This is a genomic window from Bradyrhizobium hereditatis, assembly GCF_020329435.1.
Classification (GTDB): Bacteria; Pseudomonadota; Alphaproteobacteria; order Rhizobiales; family Xanthobacteraceae; genus Bradyrhizobium; species Bradyrhizobium hereditatis.
In genome coordinates, this window is record NZ_JAGKJK010000002.1 from 386469 (window position 1) to 406538 (window position 20070).

The following is a 20070-nucleotide window of genomic DNA, read 5'->3' on the forward strand; positions in this document are numbered from 1 at the left end:
CTGCGAGGAGCCTCGCCCCGTCGCAGTCGTTAACGACGCCGGGCCTTGAGCAGCGCGTCTGCCGATGACGTTGCGGCGTAGCAAGACTCACCGCGCGGTTGCACGTAAATTCGTGGCGCGCCCGCAACAGTCCAGAGAAGTATTGATGTGAGCATTGCAGCTTCAATGGATTGGCGCATAATTCGTGCGGGGCGGCGCAGCACTTTCGATTCGGACATCGACAGAAATCGAGCAACCACACCGGGTAACATCCCGCGTGATGGATGACGCGTGCGGCAATGCAAACCGCCTGCAGCGCCCCCAATGAACAGCGGCCAGCGCCGCACACAACCTTTTGGGGAACAGGTCAATGACTTCCTGTCATGCAAGCAAGATCGCGCTGCTCTTCGCCATCGCCGCCGCCGCGACGGCGCTTTCCGCAAGCCCGAGCCTCGCCTTCTCGTCGGAGGCGCAGCAGATGTGCACCGGCGATGCCATGCGGCTCTGCGGCCATGAAGTTCCCAACATCCCGCGAATCACCGCCTGCATGGCCAGGAACCGCGCGCATGTCAGCCCGGGCTGCCGCGCCGTGATGGATCGCGAAGGCGCCGCACGGAGACGCGCTGCCGCCTCCGACTGACGGATCCGCTCAACGACGAACGCAGAACGGCCTCAGCATCGGGATGAGCGATGCTGAGGCCGTTTCTTGTCAGAGAGTGTTCGACGCCCTTATGCTGCGCGGCGGGCTACTCGCCCCACGCCACGAATGCGTCGTTGAACGCCCGCTCGCCCGGGGAGCCCTTTTCGATCGCGATGATGGCGCGGCGTTGGTTGACGTAGACCAGCGGCACGTCGAACCAGGAGCGCTCTTTCAGGAGCTGCAGATTGCGCGAGCGGTCGGAATCGACGTTGGAGAGGCCGACGAGGAAAAATCCATCCGTGACTTTCACCGCGAGGCCGGCCAGCGGAGTACCGCGCGCCTGCTCGTTGGACTTCATCAAGATGCCCGGCACGTTGCCGACGCCGCCGCCGGAGAAATCCTGCGGCAGGATGAAGGTCAATTCCGCGGTGTGGCTCGCCGGCAGCGACGAATCGGTATTGCGGCGGAACGACATCGTCATCTTGAACTTGCGGTCGGGAATCTCGATGTCGGCGCGCACGGCGATATCAGGCTTCTGGTTGCCGCTCGCCTTGATCGGTTCGGTGCGCCAGATCACCGAGCCGACATATTGCTTGCCCTTGGGATCGGACGGATCCTCGTCATAGAGCACCACGCGCTGCGCCACCGGCGCGACGTTCTCGCCGGGCGAGGGCTGGCCGACGCGATCGGGAATCTTCGGGCGCGACTGCGGAGCGGCCGGATCCTTCGGCGCTTCCACAACGGGGGAGGATTTGAACAGGCCGCTGACAGCCGTAACCACCTGCTTGCCCCACAGGATGCCGGCGCCGACCAGAATGAGGACGATGCCGACCGCGATGGCGCTCTTGAACGGAAATGCGGCGCCGGTGCGGACGCGCTTCGTCGGGGGCTCGCGATCCCGGTCCTGCGAAAGCCGCGGGCGGTCGCGCAGCGGCGGCGGCGCGTAGCGGTCGGCCTCCGCCTGCGACTCGTCATACGAATAGGGCGCCTCGGGATCGGCGCCGCGATTTTCCATGCTCGGCTCGAGCCGGTCGAATTCCGGCGAGGGCGACGGCACGTTGGCATAGGTCTTTCGCGCATTGCGATTGGCCTGCGCGGCGGCGCGGCCGAGGTCGTCGGCGTCGGCGGCGATGTCGCGGAAGCCGCGCACGCCCGGCGGCTGCGGCGGCTGACCGCCATTATCGGGACCGCGGCGCGGGCCACCCCCACGCGGGAGTGGCGGCGGCGGGCCGGCATCCTGCTGCATCGGAATCGGCGGCGGCGCATCGGCGCGCAGGTTGCGTGGCGGACGCGGCTCTTCCTGGCCAAGCGGCGGACGGCCCTCGCGCGCGGGGCCTTGCGGAGGACGCGGGCGCGGCGCGCCCGGCGGCGGCGGCGCGGAAGAGGATGGTCCCTCCGGCGGACGGGCATTGGCGCGGCGGAAGGCATCGCCCGAACCGCGCGGAGCGCCGCCCGGCCGCGATGCCTCGCGGGCGCGCTGGGCCGCTTCCGATTCCACCTTGCGCACGGCCTCTTCCAGCGACAGCCGCTCGCGGGTGATCTCCGATTCGGAAAGCGGCGGCTGAACGCTGCGCAACTGCGCGATCAGCGCCGTGCGGGCCCGCTCATAGAGCGCGCGACGGCTCTCGCCTGGAGCATTGGGGTCCAGGCCGGCGATAGCGCGTGCGATCAGCGGGTAATAATCAGCCATTTCTCTTCAATACTGCTGGCCCGGCCGTAACATCCCGTTAAGCCTCGAACGGGTTCTGCACTAGTATAGTATCCTCGCGTTCGGGGCTGGTGGAAAGCAATGCAATTGGACAACCCACGAGTTCCTCAACCCGCCGGACATATTTAATCGCTTGGGCCGGCAGGTCCGCCCACGACCGTGCATTTGCGGTCGGCTCTTTCCAGCCTTCGATCGTTTCATAGACCGGGACCACCCGGGCCTGGGCGCCCTCGCCCGCCGGCAGATGGTCGATTTCCTTGCCGTCCAGCATATAGCCGGTGCAGACCTCGATGGTGTCGAAGCCATCGAGAATGTCGAGCTTGGTCAGCGCCAGCCCGCTGATGCCACAGGTGCGGACAGTTTGCCGCACCAGCGCAGCGTCGAACCAGCCACAGCGGCGCGGCCGCCCGGTATTGGTACCGAACTCGCGACCGCGCTCGCCGATCTTGCGGCCAATCTCGTTGTCCTGCTCAGTCGGGAACGGGCCCTGGCCTACGCGGGTCGTATAGGCCTTGCAGATGCCAAGCACATAGCCCACCGCGCCGGGCCCCAGTCCCGTGCCGGTCGCGGCTTGCGCTGCCACGGTGTTGGACGACGTGACATAGGGATAAGTGCCATGATCCACGTCGAGCAGCGCGCCCTGTGCGCCCTCGAACAGAATGCGCTTTCCTTCGCGGCGCTTGATGTCGAGCAGCCGCCATACCGTGTCCGTGTAGGGCAGAAGCTTTGGCGCGAGCGCCGTCAGCTCCTTGAGAATCTCCGCGCTGTCGAATTCCGGCAGATTGAGGCCGCGGCGTAGCGCGTTGTGATGCGACAGAAGGCGGTCGATCTTGTGCGGCAGCGTCTGGTGGTCGGCGAGATCCATCAGGCGGATGGCGCGGCGGCCGACCTTATCTTCATAGGCCGGGCCGATGCCGCGGCGGGTGGTGCCGATCGCAGTTGCCGCGCTGGCAGATTCGCGCAAGGCGTCGAGCTCGCGGTGCAGCGGCAGAATCAGTGTGACATTCTCGGCGATCCGTAAGTTGTCCGGGCTGACGGCGACGCCCTGCCCCCTCAGCCGCGCGACTTCATCGAGGAAGGCCTGGGGGTCGAACACAACGCCATTGCCGATCACGGCAAGCTTCGAGGGACGCAGCACGCCCGACGGCAAAAGCGCCAGCTTGTAGGTCTCGCCATTGATGACAAGCGTATGGCCGGCATTGTGGCCGCCCTGGAAGCGCACGACGATATCGGCCTGCTCCGACAACCAGTCGACGATCTTGCCCTTCCCCTCGTCACCCCATTGGGCACCGACGACGACAACATTGGCCATTTTTAAGGTGTTCCCTGCAAATCTCTTGGTTCCAGCATGACTTCACCGGAGAACCGGTACCCAACTATCCGAACCATGCTCTATCTCGCCCAGCCAAAATCGCGGCCGGGGCCGTTCGCATGCAGGGCGCCCCACCGGATAAAGGAAGCAGGTCATCTAGGCAAGCAAGAAGGCGGCTTTATGGGGGCGTTAGAACAGCTCCAACCCTTTGATATACCCGTAATATTTGGGGGCTCCCAGGGGCCCTCGCATTAACATCCGGCAATAACGGAAAGGCCATGTCGAAAACCACCCGTGCGACGCAAGCGCTGGAGAAGCTGGGCGTGAAATTCACCGTACACGCCTACGACTACGATCCCGACGCGGCGAGCATCGGATTGCAGGCGGCGGAGGCACTCGGCGTGCCGGCTTCCCGCGTGCTCAAGACGCTGATGGCGGAGGCCGACGGCAGGCCGGTGTGCGCCGTGGTGCCGTCCGATTGCGAGGTCAGCATGAAGAAGCTCGCCGCCGCCTTCGGCGCCAAGACGGCGAAAATGATGCGGCCGGCCGATGCCGAACGGCTGACCGGTTACCATGTCGGCGGCATCTCACCATTCGGGCAGAAGAAGCGCGTGCCGGTCACCATCGAAGCCATGGCGCTCGGCCATGCGACCGTATTCCTCAACGGCGGCCAGCGCGGCCTGCAGGTCGAACTCGACCCCAACGATGCCGTAAAGGCCGCTGGCGCAATCGCGCGGCCGCTCGTGGCATGAGCGGCAATTCGCTTCGTCAAACCCTACTTCGTCAGTTTGGGCTGCGTCTGCGCCCACAACATCGCTTCGATGATGGCCTCGCGCAGTTTCGGGCGCTGCTCCTCATCGCATTCGATGAACGCCAGAATGGAATTGGCGCGAACGGCAAATTGGTGACGCGTTTCAGCTTCGGCTTCTTCGGCCGGTATCGGCTTGTTCAAGGAATGATCCATCATTTCTAGAAATTCGACCTCACGGTTAGAGGAAACTGCGGCCAGCGCAGTCGCCCCTCAGCCCCGTGATCCCAACGATCGAACGAACGCCCGCTAGTGAAATAAACCCGGAACAATCACACGCGACTCAAAAAACAAACGCAGGTTGGGTCGCGTGAATCAATCGTCCTTTGATTGCATATTCACCCACCCGCTGGCAACCCCCAACAACGCGCGAAGTGCCTGCATGGTCGCGATGCATCCTGCACCATTGATGAGCAGGGTAATTCCGTGTCTGTGACAGGGGCCGGGCCACTTTCCGGCCCGGCGACACGCGACCGGGCGGGGCTGCGGCGCCATGAAGTGGACTGTGCCCTCGAATGTCGGCTACCGAACAGCCCTCACGCGCATCATCCGGGAACTGGTTCGCCAACCAGCCTTATCTCCTGCTCAGCATCACCGCGCTGTGCTGGGCCGGTAACGCTATCGTCGGGCGGCTTGCAGCCGGCCACATTCCACCGGTGACGCTGTCATTCCTGCGCTGGTCGTTCGCCTTCCTGATCATCCTGCCGTTTGCGTGGCGGCACCTCTTGCGCGACTGGGAGCTGATCCGAGGGCACCTCGGCATCATGATCGTGCTCTCGGTCACCGGCATCGGCGCCTTCAACACCCTGCAATACTGGGCGCTCGAACATACCCAGGCGCTGAACACGCTGCTGCTGCAGTCCGCCGGTCCGCTGGTCGTCGCGGTGTGGTCGCTGTTGCTGCTCGGCGTGCGGCTGACGCTGGCGCAGGCGGGAGGCGTTCTATTGTCGATGGCCGGCGTGGTGATCATCCTGATGCATGGCGACCTCACCAAGCTGTCCAACATCGAATTCAACCGCGGCGATCTCATCTTCCTCGTGGCGCTCGCGATCTTCGGACTTTATTCGGTGCTGTCGCTGAAACGGCCGGCCATCCATGGGCTGTCGTTCGTCGCCTTCACCTTCGGCGCCGGCGCTGCCTGCCTGATCCCGCTGTTCATCTGGGAATTGTTCGCGCGGCCGGTGATGCAGATCAATACGGCGAACCTCCTGACGCTCGCCTATGTCGCGCTGTTTCCCTCCACGCTCGCCTATCTCTGCTTCAATCGCGGCGTGCAGCTGATCGGCGCCAACCGCGCCGCGCCGTTCTTTCACGTGGTGCCGGTGTTCGGAACCGTGATGTCGATTGCCTTCCTCGGCGAGCATCCGCAAGTGTTTCACTTCATCGGCTTCACGCTGGTGCTGACGGGGGTGTTCGTCGCGTCACGGAAGCCTCAAACTGCTTAGGATGTGTACTGATAAACGGCCGATGTCCGATTTCCGAGCTCAAGCGGGCTCACGTTTGACCACAGGTGGATGCCCGCAACTGACCCGTAGCGGCTGACGTGGGTAGCGCTGATATCCGGTTCGACCTTAGGACTGACGATCTGCCCTGTAAGGTGCGTCATGAGCAGGCGAAGTCGTAGGAACCGTCCTCAGGCGCGACCGTTTCCCACGCATGAAGAAACCTTTAGCGCCCCGCCCAGAAGCTGCGCCGGGGCTGACGCCCGCCCTCGAGCGGAACATCCATGCGCTAGTCGAACGAAGGAAGCGCGAGCAATCCGATGCGTCCATCCAGCAAAAGGTTGCCGATGCGATAACTTCGTTCACCGGCAGCATGCCGTTTGTTTACCTACACTTATTTGTTTTTGGATTTTGGATAGCCGCAAACGTCCGCTGGCTCCCAGGAATTTCGCCATGGGATGAAAGCTTTGTAGTGCTCGCTATGGTCGCCTCTGTAGAGGCAATCTTTCTTTCGACCTTTGTGCTGATCTCTCAAAATCGTATGGCGGCCGAAGCGGATAGAAGGGCGGAGTTGGATCTACAGATCAGTCTCCTCACTGAACATGAGATTACGAAAGTGGTCGCGCTCCTGAACGAGATAGCCCCCAAATTGGAGATCGATCCCCGGCAGAACGAAGAGTTTCAGGAAGCTGCCTCAGATATCGCGCCGGAGCGAGTTCTCGATAAAATCGAAGAGACTAAGGGCTAAGTAGGCGCAACAACGCTCCCTGTCGCGAGAAGCCAGAAGCCGGAATGACTGATTATGGCCCTAGGCTTCGGATGGTCGGACGCGGTGACTTGCCACGGCAAATCCGCTATCTCTTGAGGTACTTCGTAAGGACGTTCGATGAAGGTTCGCGCCACCAATCTGATGATCGGCACGCTGACCCTGGCCCTGATCGCCGGGTCGCTTGGTGCATGGCTGAGCTACCAGAAATTCGCCGGCATCAAGCAGAAGGTGCCGTTCCGTGTGATCTTCGAAGGTTCGGCGTCCGGCCTGCGCAATGGCGGCAGCGTGAACTTCGCCGGCATCCGGGTCGGCGAGGTGGTGTCGCTGAAGCTCGACCATCCGCGCCGCGTGGTCGCGCTCGCCCTGATCGACGGCAACACGCCGGTGAAGAGCGACACGCAAGTCGGCCTCGAATTTCAGGGCCTGACCGGCATTGCCGCGATCTCGTTCACTGGCGGCTCGGACGAGGCGCCGCCGCCGCCAAAGGGCGCGGACGGCATTCCGGAATTGACAGCCGACCGCGAAGGCACGCTCAACACCCAGGAGAAGATCCGCGTCGCGCTGCGCAACGTCGACCGCGTGATTGCCGATAACGAGGTGGCGATCAAGGACACCTTGCGGAATTTCGAGACGTTCACCGCCTCGCTGTCGGGCAATGGCGAGAAGATCACGTCCGTCATCGCGACCGCCGAATCCGGCGTTGCCGCCGTCGATGGCGCGATGGACAAGACCAAGGATTTCCTCGGCCGCCTCGCCAGCGACAAATATGGCGGCGAACTGTTGCCGACCGTGATCTCGATGCGCGAACTGATCGAAAGCTTTGACAAGAAATCCGGACAGGTGCTGGCCGACGCACGCAAGATGCTCGGCGAAGTCAGCGCCGCCATCAACAAGTCGGATCCGAGACCATCTGCCGCACCGCCGCCCCGCCGCCGCTGAGCTCACCCACATAACAACAAGAATGGAACGCCCAACGTGCTCGACAAATCCGCAAGCTTGACCGCGCCGCCTCCGACCGTGAGTCGACCCGAGAGCGCGGTGCCACGGGCCTTGCAAAAATATCTCTCGCTCGACGATTTCGAGCCGGTGGCGAGGCGGCGAATTCCAAAATTCCTCTATGGCTATATTTCCGGCGGCGCGGAGACCGACGCGGCGCTGCGCGACAACCGCAGAGCCTTCGACGAGTACGGCTTCGTGCCACGCGTGCTCAACGACGTCTCCGGCCGCGACCAGACCGCGACCTTGTTCGGCAAGACCTATGCCTCGCCGTTCGGCATTCCGCCGATGGGCTCTTCGGCGCTCTGCGCCTATCGCGGCGACATCGTGCTGACAGAGGCCGCCAAGGCCGAGAATGTGCCGATGATTCTCAGTGCCTCCTCGCTGATCACGCTTGAGGATGTGCGCGCCGCCAATCAGGACGCGTGGTATCAAGCCTATCTCGCAGGCCTGCCGGAGCGGATCGAACCGTTGGTCGATCGCGTGGCGGCGGCCGGCTATGACACTTTCGTCGTCACTGCCGACGTGCCGGTGCCGCCGAACCGCGAGAACAACATCCGCAACGGCTTTCAGGTGCCGCTTGCGATCACCCCGCGCGTATTCTGGGACACCGTCACGCATCCGCACTGGCTGTTCGGCACCTGGGCGCGCACGTTGATGAATCACGGCATGCCGCATTTCGAGAACATGGATGCGCAGCGCGGTCCGCCGGTGCTGGCGAAGAACCTGATGCGCAACATCGGCGCCCGCGACCAGCTCGCCTGGAGGCATGTCGAGATGATCCGCAAAAGGTGGAGCGGCAAGCTCGTCGTCAAGGGCTTGGTTTCGCCGGCAGACGCGCGCATTGCCCGCGAGAGCGGCGTCGACGGCGTGATGCTGTCCAACCATGGCGGCCGCCAGCTCGACTATACGATCTCGGGGCTGCGCACGCTGCCGGAGATCGCGGCCGAGGCGAAGGGCATGACCGTGATGCTCGACGGCGGCATCCGCCGCGGCACCGACGTGATCAAGGCACTTGCGTTAGGTGCGCATTTCGTCTGGGTCGGCCGCCCCTTCCTCTATGCGGCGATCGCCGGCGGGCAAGGTGGCGTGCAGCGCGCGATCTCGCTATTGAAAGCCGAGATCGACCGCGATCTCGCACTGCTCGGCATCCGCAAGCTCAGCGAGATCACGCCGGACCTGGTGCGGAGGTTTTAGAGCTTGATGAAGCACACCTGAAGCAATGTGATCCGTCACCCTGAGGAGCGCGAAGCGCGTCTCGAAGGGCGACGGCCACCAGCGGGCCGTGCATCCTTCGAGGCTCGCTTCGCGAGCACCTCAGGATGACGGGGATAGCGCAAGCGCCCTGCTCGACCCAATCCCATCCTGCTCTAGCGGATCACCTCTGCCCGTCGTGAACTGAAATCTGGTCGACCGAGAGGCCGCCGATGCGCGCATGCGTCCGCCCGCCGGTCGCCATGACAAGGCCGAACACAATCTCGTCGCGCCGCGGGGCGTCCCAGATCGTCATCTCGGCCGTGCCGAAATGGCTGCGCACATAAGCCGCTTCGATGTGGCCGAGCGGGACCATGATCCGCGTGCCGATCGCACCGACGGTCTTGGCCGCCGGCACGATCGCCTTGGCATGCGAGATCACCTCGCGGATCGCCGCCCCGCCCGCTTCGTGCCAGACCGCGCCGTGCTCCAGTTCGCCGTCGCCGCCGACGATCGCGCCTTTGCCATAGGCTTCGATGACGTCTCCGCCGCCCAGCCGCTCACATAGCGTGCGGGCAAGCTGGTGGCCGAGATCGCGCAAGCCGGCCTGAAACGCCATCAGGTCCGGTTCATAATGGCCGGAATAGGGATTGTTGATGACGGCGAGCGCGGTGCCGATCAACAGCGGCTGCGCCCGGCGTGGCCCGCGCTCGTGCCAGACTTCCTCGACCGAGACTTGCGTCTTCCTGATGTCGTAGGCCGTCACTGCGCGGCCTCGTCGACCACGGGGTTACGCAGCACGCCGATCTTCTCCACCTCGACTTCGACGACATCGCCCGGAGCAAGGAACATCGGCGGCTTGCGCGTGAAGCCGACACCGGCCGGCGTGCCGGTGGCGATGACATCGCCCGGCATCAGGTCGAAGATCTCGGAGGCGTAGTTGATCAGCCGGGGAATCGAGAAGATCAGGAATGAGGTATCCGACTTCTGCACGGTGTTGCCGTTGATACGGGTCTCGAGCTTCAGCTTGGTCGGATCGGGCAACTCGTCCGTGGTCACCATCCACGGCCCGAACGGTCCGGTGCCGACAAAGTTCTTGCCGGCCGCGATCTGCTGCGCATGCATCTGATAGTCGCGCACGCTGACGTCGTTGTAGATCGAATAGCCGGCGACATGGCCCATGGCATCCGCCTCGGAAATGTAGCGGCCGGGCTTGCCGATGATGACGGCGAGTTCGCCTTCCCAATCGAGATGCGTCGACACTTTCGGCCGGATCACCGGCGCGTTGTGCCCGACCTGTGAACGCCAGACCCGCAGGAAGATCGGCGGGAACGCCGTGATCTCCCGCTTCATGCCGTGGGCCACCGCCTCCTGGTGATGGTCGAGATAGTTGCGCACGGCGCATACGATCTTTTCGGGGCGCGGAATCACCGGAAGATATTTGACGTCTGACAGCTTCAGGTCCGGCGTGTGGCCGGCCACGAGTTGATCGCGCTTTTCGAAATCAGAGCTGGCGATGAAGTCCTGCAGCGTGGCGTGGGAAAGCTTGCTGCCGAGGTCAACCACGCCGTCGCCGAGAACCACTCCCCAGGTTTCCTTGCCGTTGTTCAGAAATGAAAGCAGCCGCATGCGACCGGTGTCCTCTTGTTTGGCGATACTGAATTTCGTTCAGGCGCACTATTTTCGAAAATCTTGCCGAACGCAACCCAAATCCATCTCCTAAAGGGTCTCACCGCGCACCTTTTTGAAGCTGTGGCGCTGCCCGCCCGCCCGCTGGGGATCAGCCGGCGCTGATCACGCCGGCGGCGTATTTGGCGACGTTGTTAGACGTGGTCTGGATGTGGCTGCGGATCAGATCGCACGCCTGATCGGCTTTCCGGCCGATCGCGGCCTGCATCAGCGCGCGATGTTCGCCAACTTTGTCGCGCGGGTGCGGCCTGAACATGGCCGACAGATTGCGGTAGCGCTCGGCCCGATCGAACAGCGAGTTTCGCACGGCAAGAAGCGTCGGCGAGCCGGAGGCGGAAACCAGAGCTTCATGGAATTGGCGATGCGTCGCCTTCCATTCGGTATTGCTCGCATAATCTTCCGGAGCCCGCTCCTCGATGCGGGCGAGCCGGTGAAGTGACGAAATAACCCTTATTTCCCAGTCGTCGTCGCCCTTTTCGATCGAGCGGCGCATCAGATCGACCTCGATCAGGATGCGGGCATGCGTCAGGTCGTGCAAATCCTCCAGCGTTACCGGCGCGACCTTGTAGCCGCGCTGCTCCTCGGCGACGACGAGCCCCTCCGCCACCAGCAATGTCAGCGCTTCGCGTAGCGTCGTGAAGCTCGCGCCGAACGAGAGGCGCAGCGCATCGAACTTCAGCGATTCATTCGGCTTGAGCTGGCAGGTGACGATCTCGTTCCGCAGCCGGTGGGCGATGTCGGAGGCGAGCGTCTTGCCGAATTCCTTGCGCGCCTTGAGGGCTGTCGTTGTCATTGATTCTTCTCGCGATCCGCAGGCCGCGATCCTAGCCCAAAAGAATCCCGTTGCAATAATTTTCGCAATGGTAGATATTTTCGAAAATAGTTGAAATTGGGGAGGCCGCCTGCATGAAGGCTGTTCTGGTGCATCGCCCTGGGGGCCCGGAGGCGCTCGATTATGCCGAGGTGCCAATGCCTGATCTGGCTGAGCGGGACGTTCTGATCCGCGCGAAGGCCTTCGGCGTTGGCCAGCCTGACAAGCTGATCCGCAGTGGCGTCTACAAATGGATGCCGCCGCTGCCGGCCAATCCCGGTAATGATGTCGCAGGGGTCATCGAAGCGGTCGGCGCAGAGGTGAGCGGGCTCTCCATCGGCCAGCGGGTGCTCCTGAGCGCACGCGACCTTGCCCAGCGCGGCGGGTGCTACGCCGAATATGTCGCTGCTCCCGCGGATGCCGTGCACGTCCTGCCCGAGAATGTCGCGTTCGAGGACGCCGTCTGCCTGCCGAACTACCAGGTCGCCTGGGCCCTGCTGCACAATTGCGGCTCCAAAACGCCGGCCCACTCCGCCCTCATTATCGGCGCCGCCGGCGGCGTCGGAACGTCGCTCGTGCAGCTGGCGAAGCTCGCCGGGATGAAGGTGATCGGAACGGTCTCTACGAGCGAGAAGGCCGCCTTCGCGAAGGAGATGGGCGCGGACGAGATCATCTTCTATCGCGACGAGGACGTCGTCGCCCGCACCCGGGCGCTCACGGGCGGGCGCGGCGTCAGCCTCGTGCTCGACCACGTCTGCGGCCCCGAATTCTATTCCTATCTCGGCGCGCTCGATAGATGGGGCACCATCGTCTCCTACAACGCGTTCGCGGGCCTGCCGGCGGAAAACGCGATGGGCGAGATGCGCAAGTATCTCGACATCTGCCCCGCGATCCGCTGTTTTTCCTTCCACATCTACGATCAGGACCGCGAAGGCCGCCGCGAGATCATGCGAACGGTGATCGGCCACCTTGCCGACGGCGCGATCCGTCCCTCGATCTTCAAGCGCTTCAAGCTCTCGGAAGTGCGCGCCGCGCATGAGCTGCTCGATTCCGGTGCGGCGTTCGGCAAGATCGTGATGACCCCGGATTGAGCGGCGCGATGCCTTCAGTCCAAGCCTTTGCGCGAATCCAGGAGATCACGAGATGATCAAGGTCAAGCGGCTGCGACACGCCACTTTCACCAGCCCCAACATCGAGGCGCAGCTCGACTACTACCAATCCATCATCGGGCTCGGCGTCATCGCGCGCAGCGACGGCCGCATCCTGCTCGGCACTGAATCCGACGAGCTGACTCTGGTGCTCGAACGCAGCCCGGCCTCGCAGTTGACGTCGATCGCGTATGAAGTGGCGCCCACTCTCGAGCTGGCCGATTTGCAGAAAACGTTGGCGAGCCACGAGATCAAATCAGAGATCAGGAGCGATACGGCACCAGGCATTGCGAAGTCGGTGGTGTTCGACGATCCGGACGGGCACCGGATCGAGTTGTTCTCCAGATGGGAGTTCTGCAAGGCGATTGAGCCGATCCGCGGCCTTGCCGTCGCAAAACTCGGCCACGTCGCGCTGCATTCGCCCGATCCCGAGCGAACGGCCAAATTCTTCGGCGACGTGCTCGGCTTCCGCGTCTCCGATCGCATCGAGGAAAATTTTGTCTTCATGCGCTGCGGACCCGAGCATCACGCGATGAATTTTGCCCGCGGCACCGACGGCCGTCTGCATCATCTCGCCTTCGAGCTGCGCGACGCCTCGCACATGCACCAGGCCTGCGACCTGCTCGGGCGCAACGGGTTTCAGATTCTCTGGGGGCCTGTGCGGCACGGCCCCGGCCACAACGTGGCGGTCTACCATCACAATCCCGATCGCCATTTGATCGAGCTCTATTACAGCATGGACGTGATGCTCGACGAAGAGCTCGGCTATTTCGAGCCCCGTCCCTGGCACCGCGACCGTCCGCAGCGGCCGAAGACCTGGGTCGGCCTGCCGCGCGACGTCTGGGGCGTCGGGCCGGCCAAGGAAGCAAGCGAATTTTCTCCGGCGATGCGCGGCGTGAAGTAACCGCGCCGCATCAACACCGCCGGAGCCGACGTTCAAAAACAAAACTATCATGGGATGAAACAGATGGCTCGATCTTTGAACGTGCTGCGCGGACGATGGTTTGCCCTGCGCTGCTGCATCGTTGCCGCGTCGCTCAGCTTCACCTGCCTGGCGCCTTCCGTCGCCGGCGCGCAGACCTATCCCAATCGGTCAATCCGGCTGCTGCACGGCTTCGCGGCGGGCGGCGCAGCCGATACCATGGCCCGCATCGTCTCGGATGGGCTTTCCAAGCGGCTCGGGCAACCAGTGATAGTGGAAGCCAAGCCGGGCGCCGGCGGCAATCTCGCCGCGGACGCCGTCGCCAAATCGGCGCCGGACGGTTACACGATCGGCCTCGTCACGGGAGCGCACGCGATCTCGGGCGCATTGTATAAGCAGCTGGCCTATAGCCCGATCGACAGTTTCGAGATGCTGTCGACGATGGTGTATTACGCGCTGGTGATCGCGGTTCGCGCCGATCATCAGGCGAAGACGCTGGCAGACCTGATCGCGATGGCGAAAGCCAAGCCCGACGCCCTGAGTTACGGCTCGGTCGGTTTCGGCAGCACGCATCATCTTGCCGGAGAGCTGTTGAACATCACCGCCGGCACCAAGATGGTGCATGTTCCCTATCGCGGCGACTCGCTGACCGTCACCTCCCTGCTCGCCGGCGACGTTCCCGTGATCGTCGGAACGACCGTGCTGCTCGCAAGCCAGATCGAAGGTGGCGCCATTCGCGGCCTCGCAGTGACCTCGCCCGCGCGGACGAAACTGCTGCCGAACGTGCCTTCGGTGCAGGAAGCCGGTGTCAAGGATTTCGACGTCCGAACCTGGGCGGGGCTAGTGGCTCCAAAAGGCACGCCACCCGAGATCGTCAAGCGGCTGCATGCGGAGATCCAGTCGATGCTGGCCGATCCCGCGACCAAGACGACGCTGGAAACGGCGACCGGCGGCGAAGTCCGCGGCAGCACGCCGGAAGAGATGCGTGCGCTGATATCAGCCGAAATCGGCAGATGGACGAAGGTTATCAACGATGCCGGCATTCCGCGTATCTGAGGAATTGGGCCGGGGTTGGTGGAAAGCTCTGAGGCACCGCGCTCTCAGCGACAAGACTGTCGTCACCCGCGAAGGCGGGTGGTCCAGTATTCCAGAGACGTTCGCGGTCAATCGAAAGGCCGCGGGCGTACTGGATACCCCGCTTTCGCGGGGTATGACAGGGAGGGGTGCTACTCGCAGTGCCTGTCACTGTTCCGCAGCGGCAAAAGGCGAAAGCGCAATGCATAAGGCATTGTAGCATTGCGCGCGCGGGACTTGTCGCGTGGCGGAAAATCCGGCCCTATTCCGCCCTGCGATATGACCAAACCCGCACCAGCGCCGCCCGCCTTTCGTCCGGTCCGATGGCTGACCAACCAGCCTTATCTGCTGCTGAGCCTGACCTCGCTGTTCTGGGCCGGCAACATCGTGCTGGCGCGCCATGTCGCCGGCCATGTGCCGCCGCTGACGCTATCCTGCATCCGCTGGATCGGCACTTTTCTCATTCTCTTGCCCTTTGCCTGGCCGCATCTGAAGCAGGACTGGCCGGTGCTGCGCGCGCATCTGCCGATGATGCTGTTTCTGTCGCTGGTCGGATTCGCCTATAACAACGCGATTTCCTACTGGGCCCTGCAATATACCGAAGCACTGAATGCGCTTCTGATCCAGTCGGCGGGGCCGCTGTTCGTCGCGCTGTGGTCGCTGGCGCTGTTCGGCGTCCGCCTGGCGGGTGCGCAGCTCGCGGGCATCACCATCTCGCTCGTGGGCGTCTTGACCATCATCCTGCGCGGCGATTTCAGCGCGCTCGCCGGCATCAGCTTCAATCGCGGCGACCTGATGTTTGCAAGCTCGCTGGTGTCATTCGGCCTCTATTCAGCGCTGATCCCGCGCCGGCCGGTGACACACGCGCTGTCGCTGATTTCGTTCACCACCTGCTGCGGCGCGCTGATGCTGGTGCCGTTCTCGATCTGGGAATATTCGACCGGGGCCACGCTGAAATTCGACCTCATCTCGATGGCGACGCTCGGCTATGCCGTGATCTTTCCCTCGACGCTTGCCTACCTGTTCTTCAACCGTGGGCTGGCGCTAATCGGGCCCAATCGTGCTGCGCCGTTCTTCCACCTGGTGCCGGTATTCGGTTCGGCGATGGCAATCCTGTTGCTCGGCGAGCAGTTGCGGTTATTCCATCTCGTGGGCTATGCGCTGGTACTTGCCGGCGTCGTGATCGCATCGAGGCGGACTTCGGCAGGCAAGACCTAGCAAGCCTGCCGCGTGGTATCCTGCGGGCTTCCACTTTGTCCTCCGGCGGGCTAGCTTGCCGGCCATTTCAACATAAGAACAAATGAGGAAACGACTAAATGTTCGCGTTATTGAAGCGGTACCGGCATGTCGCAGCAGCGGCTCCCCTGATGCTGGCGATGATCGCCACCGCTACCGCGCAGGCGCCCTATCCGAGCCGCAACATCACGCTGGTGCTCCCCTTCGCCGCCGGCAGTGGCACCGACACCACCACCCGCATCATCTCGAAGGAGCTCGGCACCGCGCTCGGCACCGGCATGGTGATCGAGAACAAGGCCGGCGCCAACGGCTCGATCGCGGCCAGCTATGTCGCGCGCTCGGCGCCCGACGGCTACACGCTGTTCGTGACGACCAACACGTCGCATTCGGCCAATCCGTACCTGCTCAAGAACATGACGTACGATCCGATCAAGGATTTCACGCCGATCGCGCGCACCGGCGATCTGCCCTTCATGCTGGTGATTCATCCGGACATTCCGGCCAATTCCGTCGCCGAGCTGATCGCACTCGCCAAGAAGGAGCCGGGCAAATACACCTATGCCAGCGGCAGTTCGGCGGCGATCGTCGCGGGTGCGACCTTCGCGCGTCTCGCCGGCATCGACCTGTTGCACGTTCCCTACAAGAGCTCGCCGCCGGCGCTGACCGACCTGATCGCCGGCCGCGTCTCCATGATGTTCATCGACGTTCCGACCGGCCTGCCCCACGTCAACGCCAAGGCGCTGAAGGCACTGGCGGTGACGACCAAGAAGCGCTCGGCGTTGCTGCCCGACCTTCCGACGATGGACGACACCGTGAAAGGTTTTGATATCACGTCATGGCAGGGCTATTTCGGCCCGGCCAACCTGCCGAAGGACATCGTCACCAAGCTCAACGCGGAGATCCGCAAAGTCGTCGAACGGCCCGACATCAAGAGCCAGCTCGCCGAGCGCGGCATGGAGGCCTTCTCCGGCACGCCGGAAGAGTTCGATGCCTTCGTCAAGGAGCAGCTCGTCGTGTGGGAGAAGCTGATCACCGCGGCGGGGATCGAGAAGCAGTAGCGGAGCTGCGCCCTCTCCCCGTCATTGCGAGCGCAGCGAAGCAATCCATGCCTCAGCACGGGGATAGATGGATTGCTTCGTCGCTGCGCTCCTCGCAATGACGGATGGATGCTGCCCACCCTTCGGTCCTCGTGTCCCGGACGCGGTGCAGCACCTCTTGGTGATGCACCGCAGAGCCGGGACCCACGGCGCGATGGACCCCGGATCAGCAGCGCATCACTTCGCGCTGCGCAGCATCCGGGGAACGCAGGACACGGCGAGATCCTACGCCGCGCGCACCTTGACCAGGAATTCGTCGACCGCGCTGCGCAGCATGCCTGATTGCGTATCGAGTTCGCGGGCGCTTGCTAGCACCTCGGTTGCCGCCTTGCCCGTGGCCTCGGCCGCGGTGGTGACGCCGCCGATATGGGCCGAGATCTCGTTCGATCCGGCCGCCACCGACTGGATGTTGCGGGCGATTTCGCGCGTCGCGCCGCCCTGCTGCTCGACGGCAGTCGAAATCGAGACCGTGATCTCGCTCATCTGCGCGATGGTTTCGGTGATGCCGCCGATCGAGGCGACCGCCTCGCTGGTGGACGCCTGCATGGCGGCGACTTGAGAGGAGATTTCCTCGGTTGCCTTCGCGGTCTGGTTGGCGAGCGCCTTCACCTCTGACGCCACGACCGCAAAGCCGCGGCCGGAATCGCCGGCGCGCGCCGCTTCAATGGTGGCGTTGAGCGCGAGCAGATTGGTCTGCGCGGCGATCGAATGGATCAGCTTGACCACTTCGCCGATCTTCTCGGCGCCGGTCGAGAGCGCGCCGACGGTGGCGTTGGTGCGTTCGGCATCGCTGACGGCCTTGGCGGCGATCTCGCTGGAGCGCGTCACCTGGCGGGAAATTTCCGTCACCGAGCTCGATAGCTCTTCCGCGGCCGAGGCCACCGTGCCGACATTGTCGGACGAGCGCTGCGATGCCGCGCCGACGGTTGCAGCGCGCGCGCTGGCGTCGCTGGCGGTCGAGGTCATCGACTGCGCCGTGCTCTGCATGCCGGCGGCCGCCGTCGAAACCGAGCGGACGATGCCGGTCACGCTGCGCTCGAAGTCGCTGGCGATGCTTTCCATCGCCGCGCGCCGTTCGGCCTCCGCGCGCGCCTGCACCTCGGCTTCCTTCTTTTCGAGCCCGCGGATGCGCAGCGCATTGTCCTTGAAGATTTGGACGGTCGCGGCCATCGCGCCGATCTCGTCGCCGCGGCCGATGCCGGGAATTTCGCCGTCGAGCCGGCCCTCGGCGAGGTCCTGCATGCGGGCACCGAGCTGGCCCAGCGGCTTGGAAATGCTGCGGCCGATCATCCAGGCGATGCCGCCGGCCACCAGAGCGATGCCGAGAACGGCAAGCCCGAGCAGCGCCGCGAGCGGCTTCATCTTGGCGTCGAGGTCGTCGAGATAGGCGCCGGTGCCGACGAACATGTTCCAGCCGGGGATCGGAACCGCGTAGGAGAATTTGCGAATCAGTTCCTCTTGTCCGGGTTTACGGAATTCATAACGCAGCATGATTTCGCCGTTCGCCGCGACGCCGTCGCGCAGCTCGCGCACCAGCTTGCGGCCACCGGTGTCGATGTCCATGCGGTTCTGGCCGATCTGGCTGGGAACCGGCGCCAGCACGGCGACACCGTCCATCGTGTAGGCGAACACATAACCATTGCCGTTGTCGAAGGTCAGCGTATTGCCGCGCTTGCTGAACTCGGCAATGGCCTGCTCCTTGGTCATCTGGCCCGCGGCGACCTGCTTCTGCAGCCCGAGCGCCATGTTGCGCGCCATATCGACGACCGCCTTGGTCTGCTCGATCCGCGCATTGAGCATCTCACGCTGCATCAGATAGCCTGCGAGAACGCCGGCGGCGCACAGGCCGAGCAGCGTCACGCCCACCAGAATGCCGAGCTTGGGAGTGATCTTGAGATTGGTGAGCTTCACGACGGTCTCCAGAAATAGGCGCGTGGCACGCGATTTGGCCGATTGATTTCGCGCACAATATCGTGAGACCCTTTAGCGCTTTGTTACGAAGACGGCGGAAGACGGCGCTTTCCGATAGGAGATCAACCGACGATTGTAGCAAGCGACGACCAGGTCGCGTAAAAAGGGAACTTACGTCAAAGAAGAAAGTGGCGGCGCTCGCCGCCTCAAACCAACACCGAAAATAAATCGGGAGAGCAGGAAATGCCGAAATTCAGGGTGGTCACGCCAAAGGGCGCAAGCTTTACGGTCGCCGGCGGCGGCTACGATTATGAGAAGGAAGCGCTCGATCCAATCGGGGCCGAAATCATCGAGGCGCCAGCCAACGAGGCCGAATTCATCGCCGCCGCAAAGACCGCGGACGCGATCTACGCCAAGGGCATGCCGATCACGAAGGCGATCATCGACGCGCTCGAAAACTGCAAGGTAATCACGCTCGGCAGCGTCGGCGTCGACAGTGTCGACGTCAAGGCCGCCACCGCCCGCGGCATTCCCGTCACCAACGTCCCCGATACTTTCATCGAGGAAGTCGCCGACCATGCCATGATGCTGCTGCTGGCGGGTTTTCGCCGCCTCGTCGAGCAGGACAAGATGGTGCGCACCGGCCGCTGGTCGGAAGGCCGCCCCGCTTTGTTGAAGATTCCGCGCCTGATGGGCCAAACGCTTGGCTTCATCTCCTTTGGCCGCGTAGCGCGCGCGGTCGCCAAGCGCGCCGCTCCTTTCGGGCTGCGCATGATGGCCTACGACCCCTTCATCCAGGAAACGCTGATGTACGACCACGGCGTGATCCCGGCGACGCTGAACGAAGTGCTGCAGCAGTCGGATTTCATCTCCATGCATGCGCCGGCGCGGCCCGAGGTGCATCACATGCTCACCGAGAAGCATTTCCGCCAGATGAAAAATTCCGCCATCTTCATCAACACGGGCCGCGGCGCCACGGTGGACGAGGAATCGCTGATCAAGGCGCTGCAGGAAGGCTGGATCGCGCATGCCGCGCTCGACGTGCTGGAACAGGAGCCGCCGTCGCACAACAACCCGCTGCTCTCGATGGAAAACGTCACCCTGACCGCCCATGTGGCGTCGGCCTCGGCACGTTTTGACGAAGCGCGCAAGCGCCGTGTGGGCTACGAATTGTCACTGGTCCTCTCCGGCATGTGGCCGGTAAGCTGCGTCAATCCGTCGGTGCTGCAGAACACCTCGCTCCGGCGCTGGCAACCTGTCAGCATGGATCGAGGGCCCAACAGCTAACAACGGCAAGAAGCGTTTTTCGAACGACGTGGTTCACCGGCGATCAA

Annotated in this window: 19 protein-coding genes and 1 pseudogene; 12 read left to right on the forward strand and 8 right to left on the reverse strand. The window is 63.5% G+C overall.

From position 1 onward, the window contains the following. Positions 1 to 349 precede the first annotated feature (349 nt). Complete coding sequence (locus tag J6524_RS07140) at positions 350 to 619, forward strand: hypothetical protein (protein ID WP_225669665.1); 270 nt, start codon at positions 350 to 352, stop codon at positions 617 to 619. A 106-nt stretch (positions 620 to 725) separates the two neighbouring features. Here the strand turns inward: J6524_RS07140 and J6524_RS07145 are convergent, their stop codons facing one another. Beyond that, positions 726 to 2309 carry a hypothetical protein gene (locus J6524_RS07145; protein WP_225669666.1) on the reverse strand — a complete coding sequence of 528 codons (1584 nt, stop codon included), beginning with the start codon at positions 2307 to 2309 and terminating at the stop codon, positions 726 to 728. 37 nt (positions 2310 to 2346) lie between these two features. Beyond that, positions 2347 to 3639, reverse strand: a complete 1293-nt coding sequence (locus J6524_RS07150) for an adenylosuccinate synthase (protein WP_225669667.1) — start codon at positions 3637 to 3639, stop codon at positions 2347 to 2349. 278 nt (positions 3640 to 3917) lie between these two features. On the opposite strand from J6524_RS07150, the gene ybaK reads away from it, so the two are divergent. Further along, positions 3918 to 4391 (forward strand): Cys-tRNA(Pro) deacylase, encoded by a 474-nt coding sequence (gene ybaK, locus J6524_RS07155; protein ID WP_225669668.1) that lies wholly within the window; start codon positions 3918 to 3920, stop codon positions 4389 to 4391. Positions 4392 to 4414: 23 nt separating this feature from the next. Here ybaK and J6524_RS07160 read toward each other — a convergent pair whose 3' ends face one another. Then, a complete protein-coding gene (locus tag J6524_RS07160; RefSeq protein ID WP_225669669.1) occupies positions 4415 to 4591 on the reverse strand; it encodes a hypothetical protein in 177 nt (58 codons plus the stop codon). Between the two features lie 371 nt (positions 4592 to 4962). Between J6524_RS07160 and J6524_RS07165 the strand changes: the two genes are divergently transcribed. The 4 genes from J6524_RS07165 to J6524_RS07180 all read left to right on the forward strand — a co-directional run bounded on the left by J6524_RS07165 (position 4963) and on the right by J6524_RS07180 (position 8851). Next, positions 4963 to 5892, forward strand: coding sequence for a DMT family transporter (locus tag J6524_RS07165; RefSeq protein ID WP_225669670.1), 930 nt, complete (start codon positions 4963 to 4965; stop codon positions 5890 to 5892). Between the two features lie 211 nt (positions 5893 to 6103). Beyond that, positions 6104 to 6637 (forward strand): DUF1003 domain-containing protein, encoded by a 534-nt coding sequence (locus J6524_RS07170; RefSeq protein ID WP_225669671.1) that lies wholly within the window; start codon positions 6104 to 6106, stop codon positions 6635 to 6637. Positions 6638 to 6775: 138 nt separating this feature from the next. Then, positions 6776 to 7597: an MlaD family protein gene (locus J6524_RS07175; protein ID WP_225669672.1), complete on the forward strand. Its 822-nt coding sequence runs from the start codon at positions 6776 to 6778 to the stop codon at positions 7595 to 7597. Positions 7598 to 7696: 99 nt separating this feature from the next. Continuing rightward, complete coding sequence (locus J6524_RS07180; protein WP_225669673.1) at positions 7697 to 8851, forward strand: alpha-hydroxy acid oxidase; 1155 nt, start codon at positions 7697 to 7699, stop codon at positions 8849 to 8851. A 181-nt stretch (positions 8852 to 9032) separates the two neighbouring features. On the opposite strand, the gene J6524_RS07185 is transcribed toward J6524_RS07180, so the two are convergent. From J6524_RS07185 to J6524_RS07195, 3 genes are all read right to left on the reverse strand, one after another. Continuing rightward, the gene (locus J6524_RS07185) at positions 9033 to 9614 is read right to left on the reverse strand and encodes an amino acid synthesis family protein (protein ID WP_225669674.1); all 582 of its coding nucleotides are present in this window, start codon (positions 9612 to 9614) and stop codon (positions 9033 to 9035) included. Beyond that, the gene (locus tag J6524_RS07190; protein ID WP_225669675.1) at positions 9611 to 10477 is read right to left on the reverse strand and encodes a fumarylacetoacetate hydrolase family protein; all 867 of its coding nucleotides are present in this window, start codon (positions 10475 to 10477) and stop codon (positions 9611 to 9613) included. The genes J6524_RS07185 and J6524_RS07190 overlap by 4 nt, the downstream gene beginning before the upstream one ends. A gap of 151 nt (positions 10478 to 10628) precedes the next feature. Beyond that, complete coding sequence (locus J6524_RS07195; protein ID WP_225669676.1) at positions 10629 to 11330, reverse strand: GntR family transcriptional regulator; 702 nt, start codon at positions 11328 to 11330, stop codon at positions 10629 to 10631. 113 nt (positions 11331 to 11443) lie between these two features. On the opposite strand from J6524_RS07195, the gene J6524_RS07200 reads away from it, so the two are divergent. The 5 genes from J6524_RS07200 to J6524_RS07220 all read left to right on the forward strand — a co-directional run bounded on the left by J6524_RS07200 (position 11444) and on the right by J6524_RS07220 (position 16786). Next, a complete protein-coding gene (locus tag J6524_RS07200; protein WP_225669677.1) occupies positions 11444 to 12439 on the forward strand; it encodes a zinc-dependent alcohol dehydrogenase family protein in 996 nt (331 codons plus the stop codon). Between the two features lie 52 nt (positions 12440 to 12491). Then, complete coding sequence (locus J6524_RS07205) at positions 12492 to 13400, forward strand: VOC family protein (protein ID WP_225669678.1); 909 nt, start codon at positions 12492 to 12494, stop codon at positions 13398 to 13400. A 63-nt stretch (positions 13401 to 13463) separates the two neighbouring features. After that, a complete protein-coding gene (locus tag J6524_RS07210) occupies positions 13464 to 14474 on the forward strand; it encodes a tripartite tricarboxylate transporter substrate binding protein (RefSeq protein WP_225669679.1) in 1011 nt (336 codons plus the stop codon). Positions 14475 to 14771: 297 nt separating this feature from the next. Then, a complete protein-coding gene (locus J6524_RS07215; RefSeq protein WP_225669680.1) occupies positions 14772 to 15710 on the forward strand; it encodes a DMT family transporter in 939 nt (312 codons plus the stop codon). A gap of 149 nt (positions 15711 to 15859) precedes the next feature. After that, entirely contained in the window at positions 15860 to 16786 is a 927-nt protein-coding gene (locus tag J6524_RS07220; RefSeq protein WP_376711988.1) for a Bug family tripartite tricarboxylate transporter substrate binding protein, read from the forward strand. A gap of 264 nt (positions 16787 to 17050) precedes the next feature. On the opposite strand, the gene J6524_RS37840 is transcribed toward J6524_RS07220, so the two are convergent. Both J6524_RS37840 and J6524_RS37845 read right to left on the reverse strand, forming a co-directional pair. Continuing rightward, positions 17051 to 18115, reverse strand: a complete 1065-nt coding sequence (locus J6524_RS37840) for a methyl-accepting chemotaxis protein (protein ID WP_376711989.1) — start codon at positions 18113 to 18115, stop codon at positions 17051 to 17053. Between the two features lie 78 nt (positions 18116 to 18193). Continuing rightward, positions 18194 to 18637 (reverse strand): annotated as a pseudogene (locus J6524_RS37845) (cache domain-containing protein); the annotation flags it as partial. 342 nt (positions 18638 to 18979) lie between these two features. Between J6524_RS37845 and J6524_RS07230 the strand changes: the two are divergent. After that, the gene (locus J6524_RS07230) at positions 18980 to 20023 is read left to right on the forward strand and encodes a C-terminal binding protein (RefSeq protein WP_225669683.1); all 1044 of its coding nucleotides are present in this window, start codon (positions 18980 to 18982) and stop codon (positions 20021 to 20023) included. Positions 20024 to 20070 lie beyond the last annotated feature (47 nt).

Excerpts from the sequence above, each read along its gene's own strand:
- J6524_RS07140 (WP_225669665.1), top strand. The coding sequence starts at position 350 with ATGACTTCCTGTCATGCAAGCAAGATCGCGCTGCTCTTCGCCATCGCC.
- J6524_RS07145 (WP_225669666.1), bottom strand. The coding sequence starts at position 2,309 with ATGGCTGATTATTACCCGCTGATCGCACGCGCTATCGCCGGCCTGGAC.
- J6524_RS07150 (WP_225669667.1), bottom strand. The coding sequence starts at position 3,639 with ATGGCCAATGTTGTCGTCGTCGGTGCCCAATGGGGTGACGAGGGGAAG.
- ybaK (WP_225669668.1), top strand. The coding sequence starts at position 3,918 with ATGTCGAAAACCACCCGTGCGACGCAAGCGCTGGAGAAGCTGGGCGTG.
- J6524_RS07165 (WP_225669670.1), top strand. The coding sequence starts at position 4,963 with ATGTCGGCTACCGAACAGCCCTCACGCGCATCATCCGGGAACTGGTTC.
- J6524_RS07170 (WP_225669671.1), top strand. The coding sequence starts at position 6,104 with ATGAAGAAACCTTTAGCGCCCCGCCCAGAAGCTGCGCCGGGGCTGACG.
- J6524_RS07175 (WP_225669672.1), top strand. The coding sequence starts at position 6,776 with ATGAAGGTTCGCGCCACCAATCTGATGATCGGCACGCTGACCCTGGCC.
- J6524_RS07190 (WP_225669675.1), bottom strand. The coding sequence starts at position 10,477 with ATGCGGCTGCTTTCATTTCTGAACAACGGCAAGGAAACCTGGGGAGTG.
- J6524_RS07195 (WP_225669676.1), bottom strand. The coding sequence starts at position 11,330 with ATGACAACGACAGCCCTCAAGGCGCGCAAGGAATTCGGCAAGACGCTC.
- J6524_RS07200 (WP_225669677.1), top strand. The coding sequence starts at position 11,444 with ATGAAGGCTGTTCTGGTGCATCGCCCTGGGGGCCCGGAGGCGCTCGAT.
- J6524_RS07205 (WP_225669678.1), top strand. The coding sequence starts at position 12,492 with ATGATCAAGGTCAAGCGGCTGCGACACGCCACTTTCACCAGCCCCAAC.
- J6524_RS07210 (WP_225669679.1), top strand. The coding sequence starts at position 13,464 with ATGGCTCGATCTTTGAACGTGCTGCGCGGACGATGGTTTGCCCTGCGC.
- J6524_RS07215 (WP_225669680.1), top strand. The coding sequence starts at position 14,772 with ATGACCAAACCCGCACCAGCGCCGCCCGCCTTTCGTCCGGTCCGATGG.
- J6524_RS07220 (WP_376711988.1), top strand. The coding sequence starts at position 15,860 with ATGCTGGCGATGATCGCCACCGCTACCGCGCAGGCGCCCTATCCGAGC.
- J6524_RS37840 (WP_376711989.1), bottom strand. The coding sequence starts at position 18,115 with ATGATCGGCCGCAGCATTTCCAAGCCGCTGGGCCAGCTCGGTGCCCGC.
- J6524_RS07230 (WP_225669683.1), top strand. The coding sequence starts at position 18,980 with ATGCCGAAATTCAGGGTGGTCACGCCAAAGGGCGCAAGCTTTACGGTC.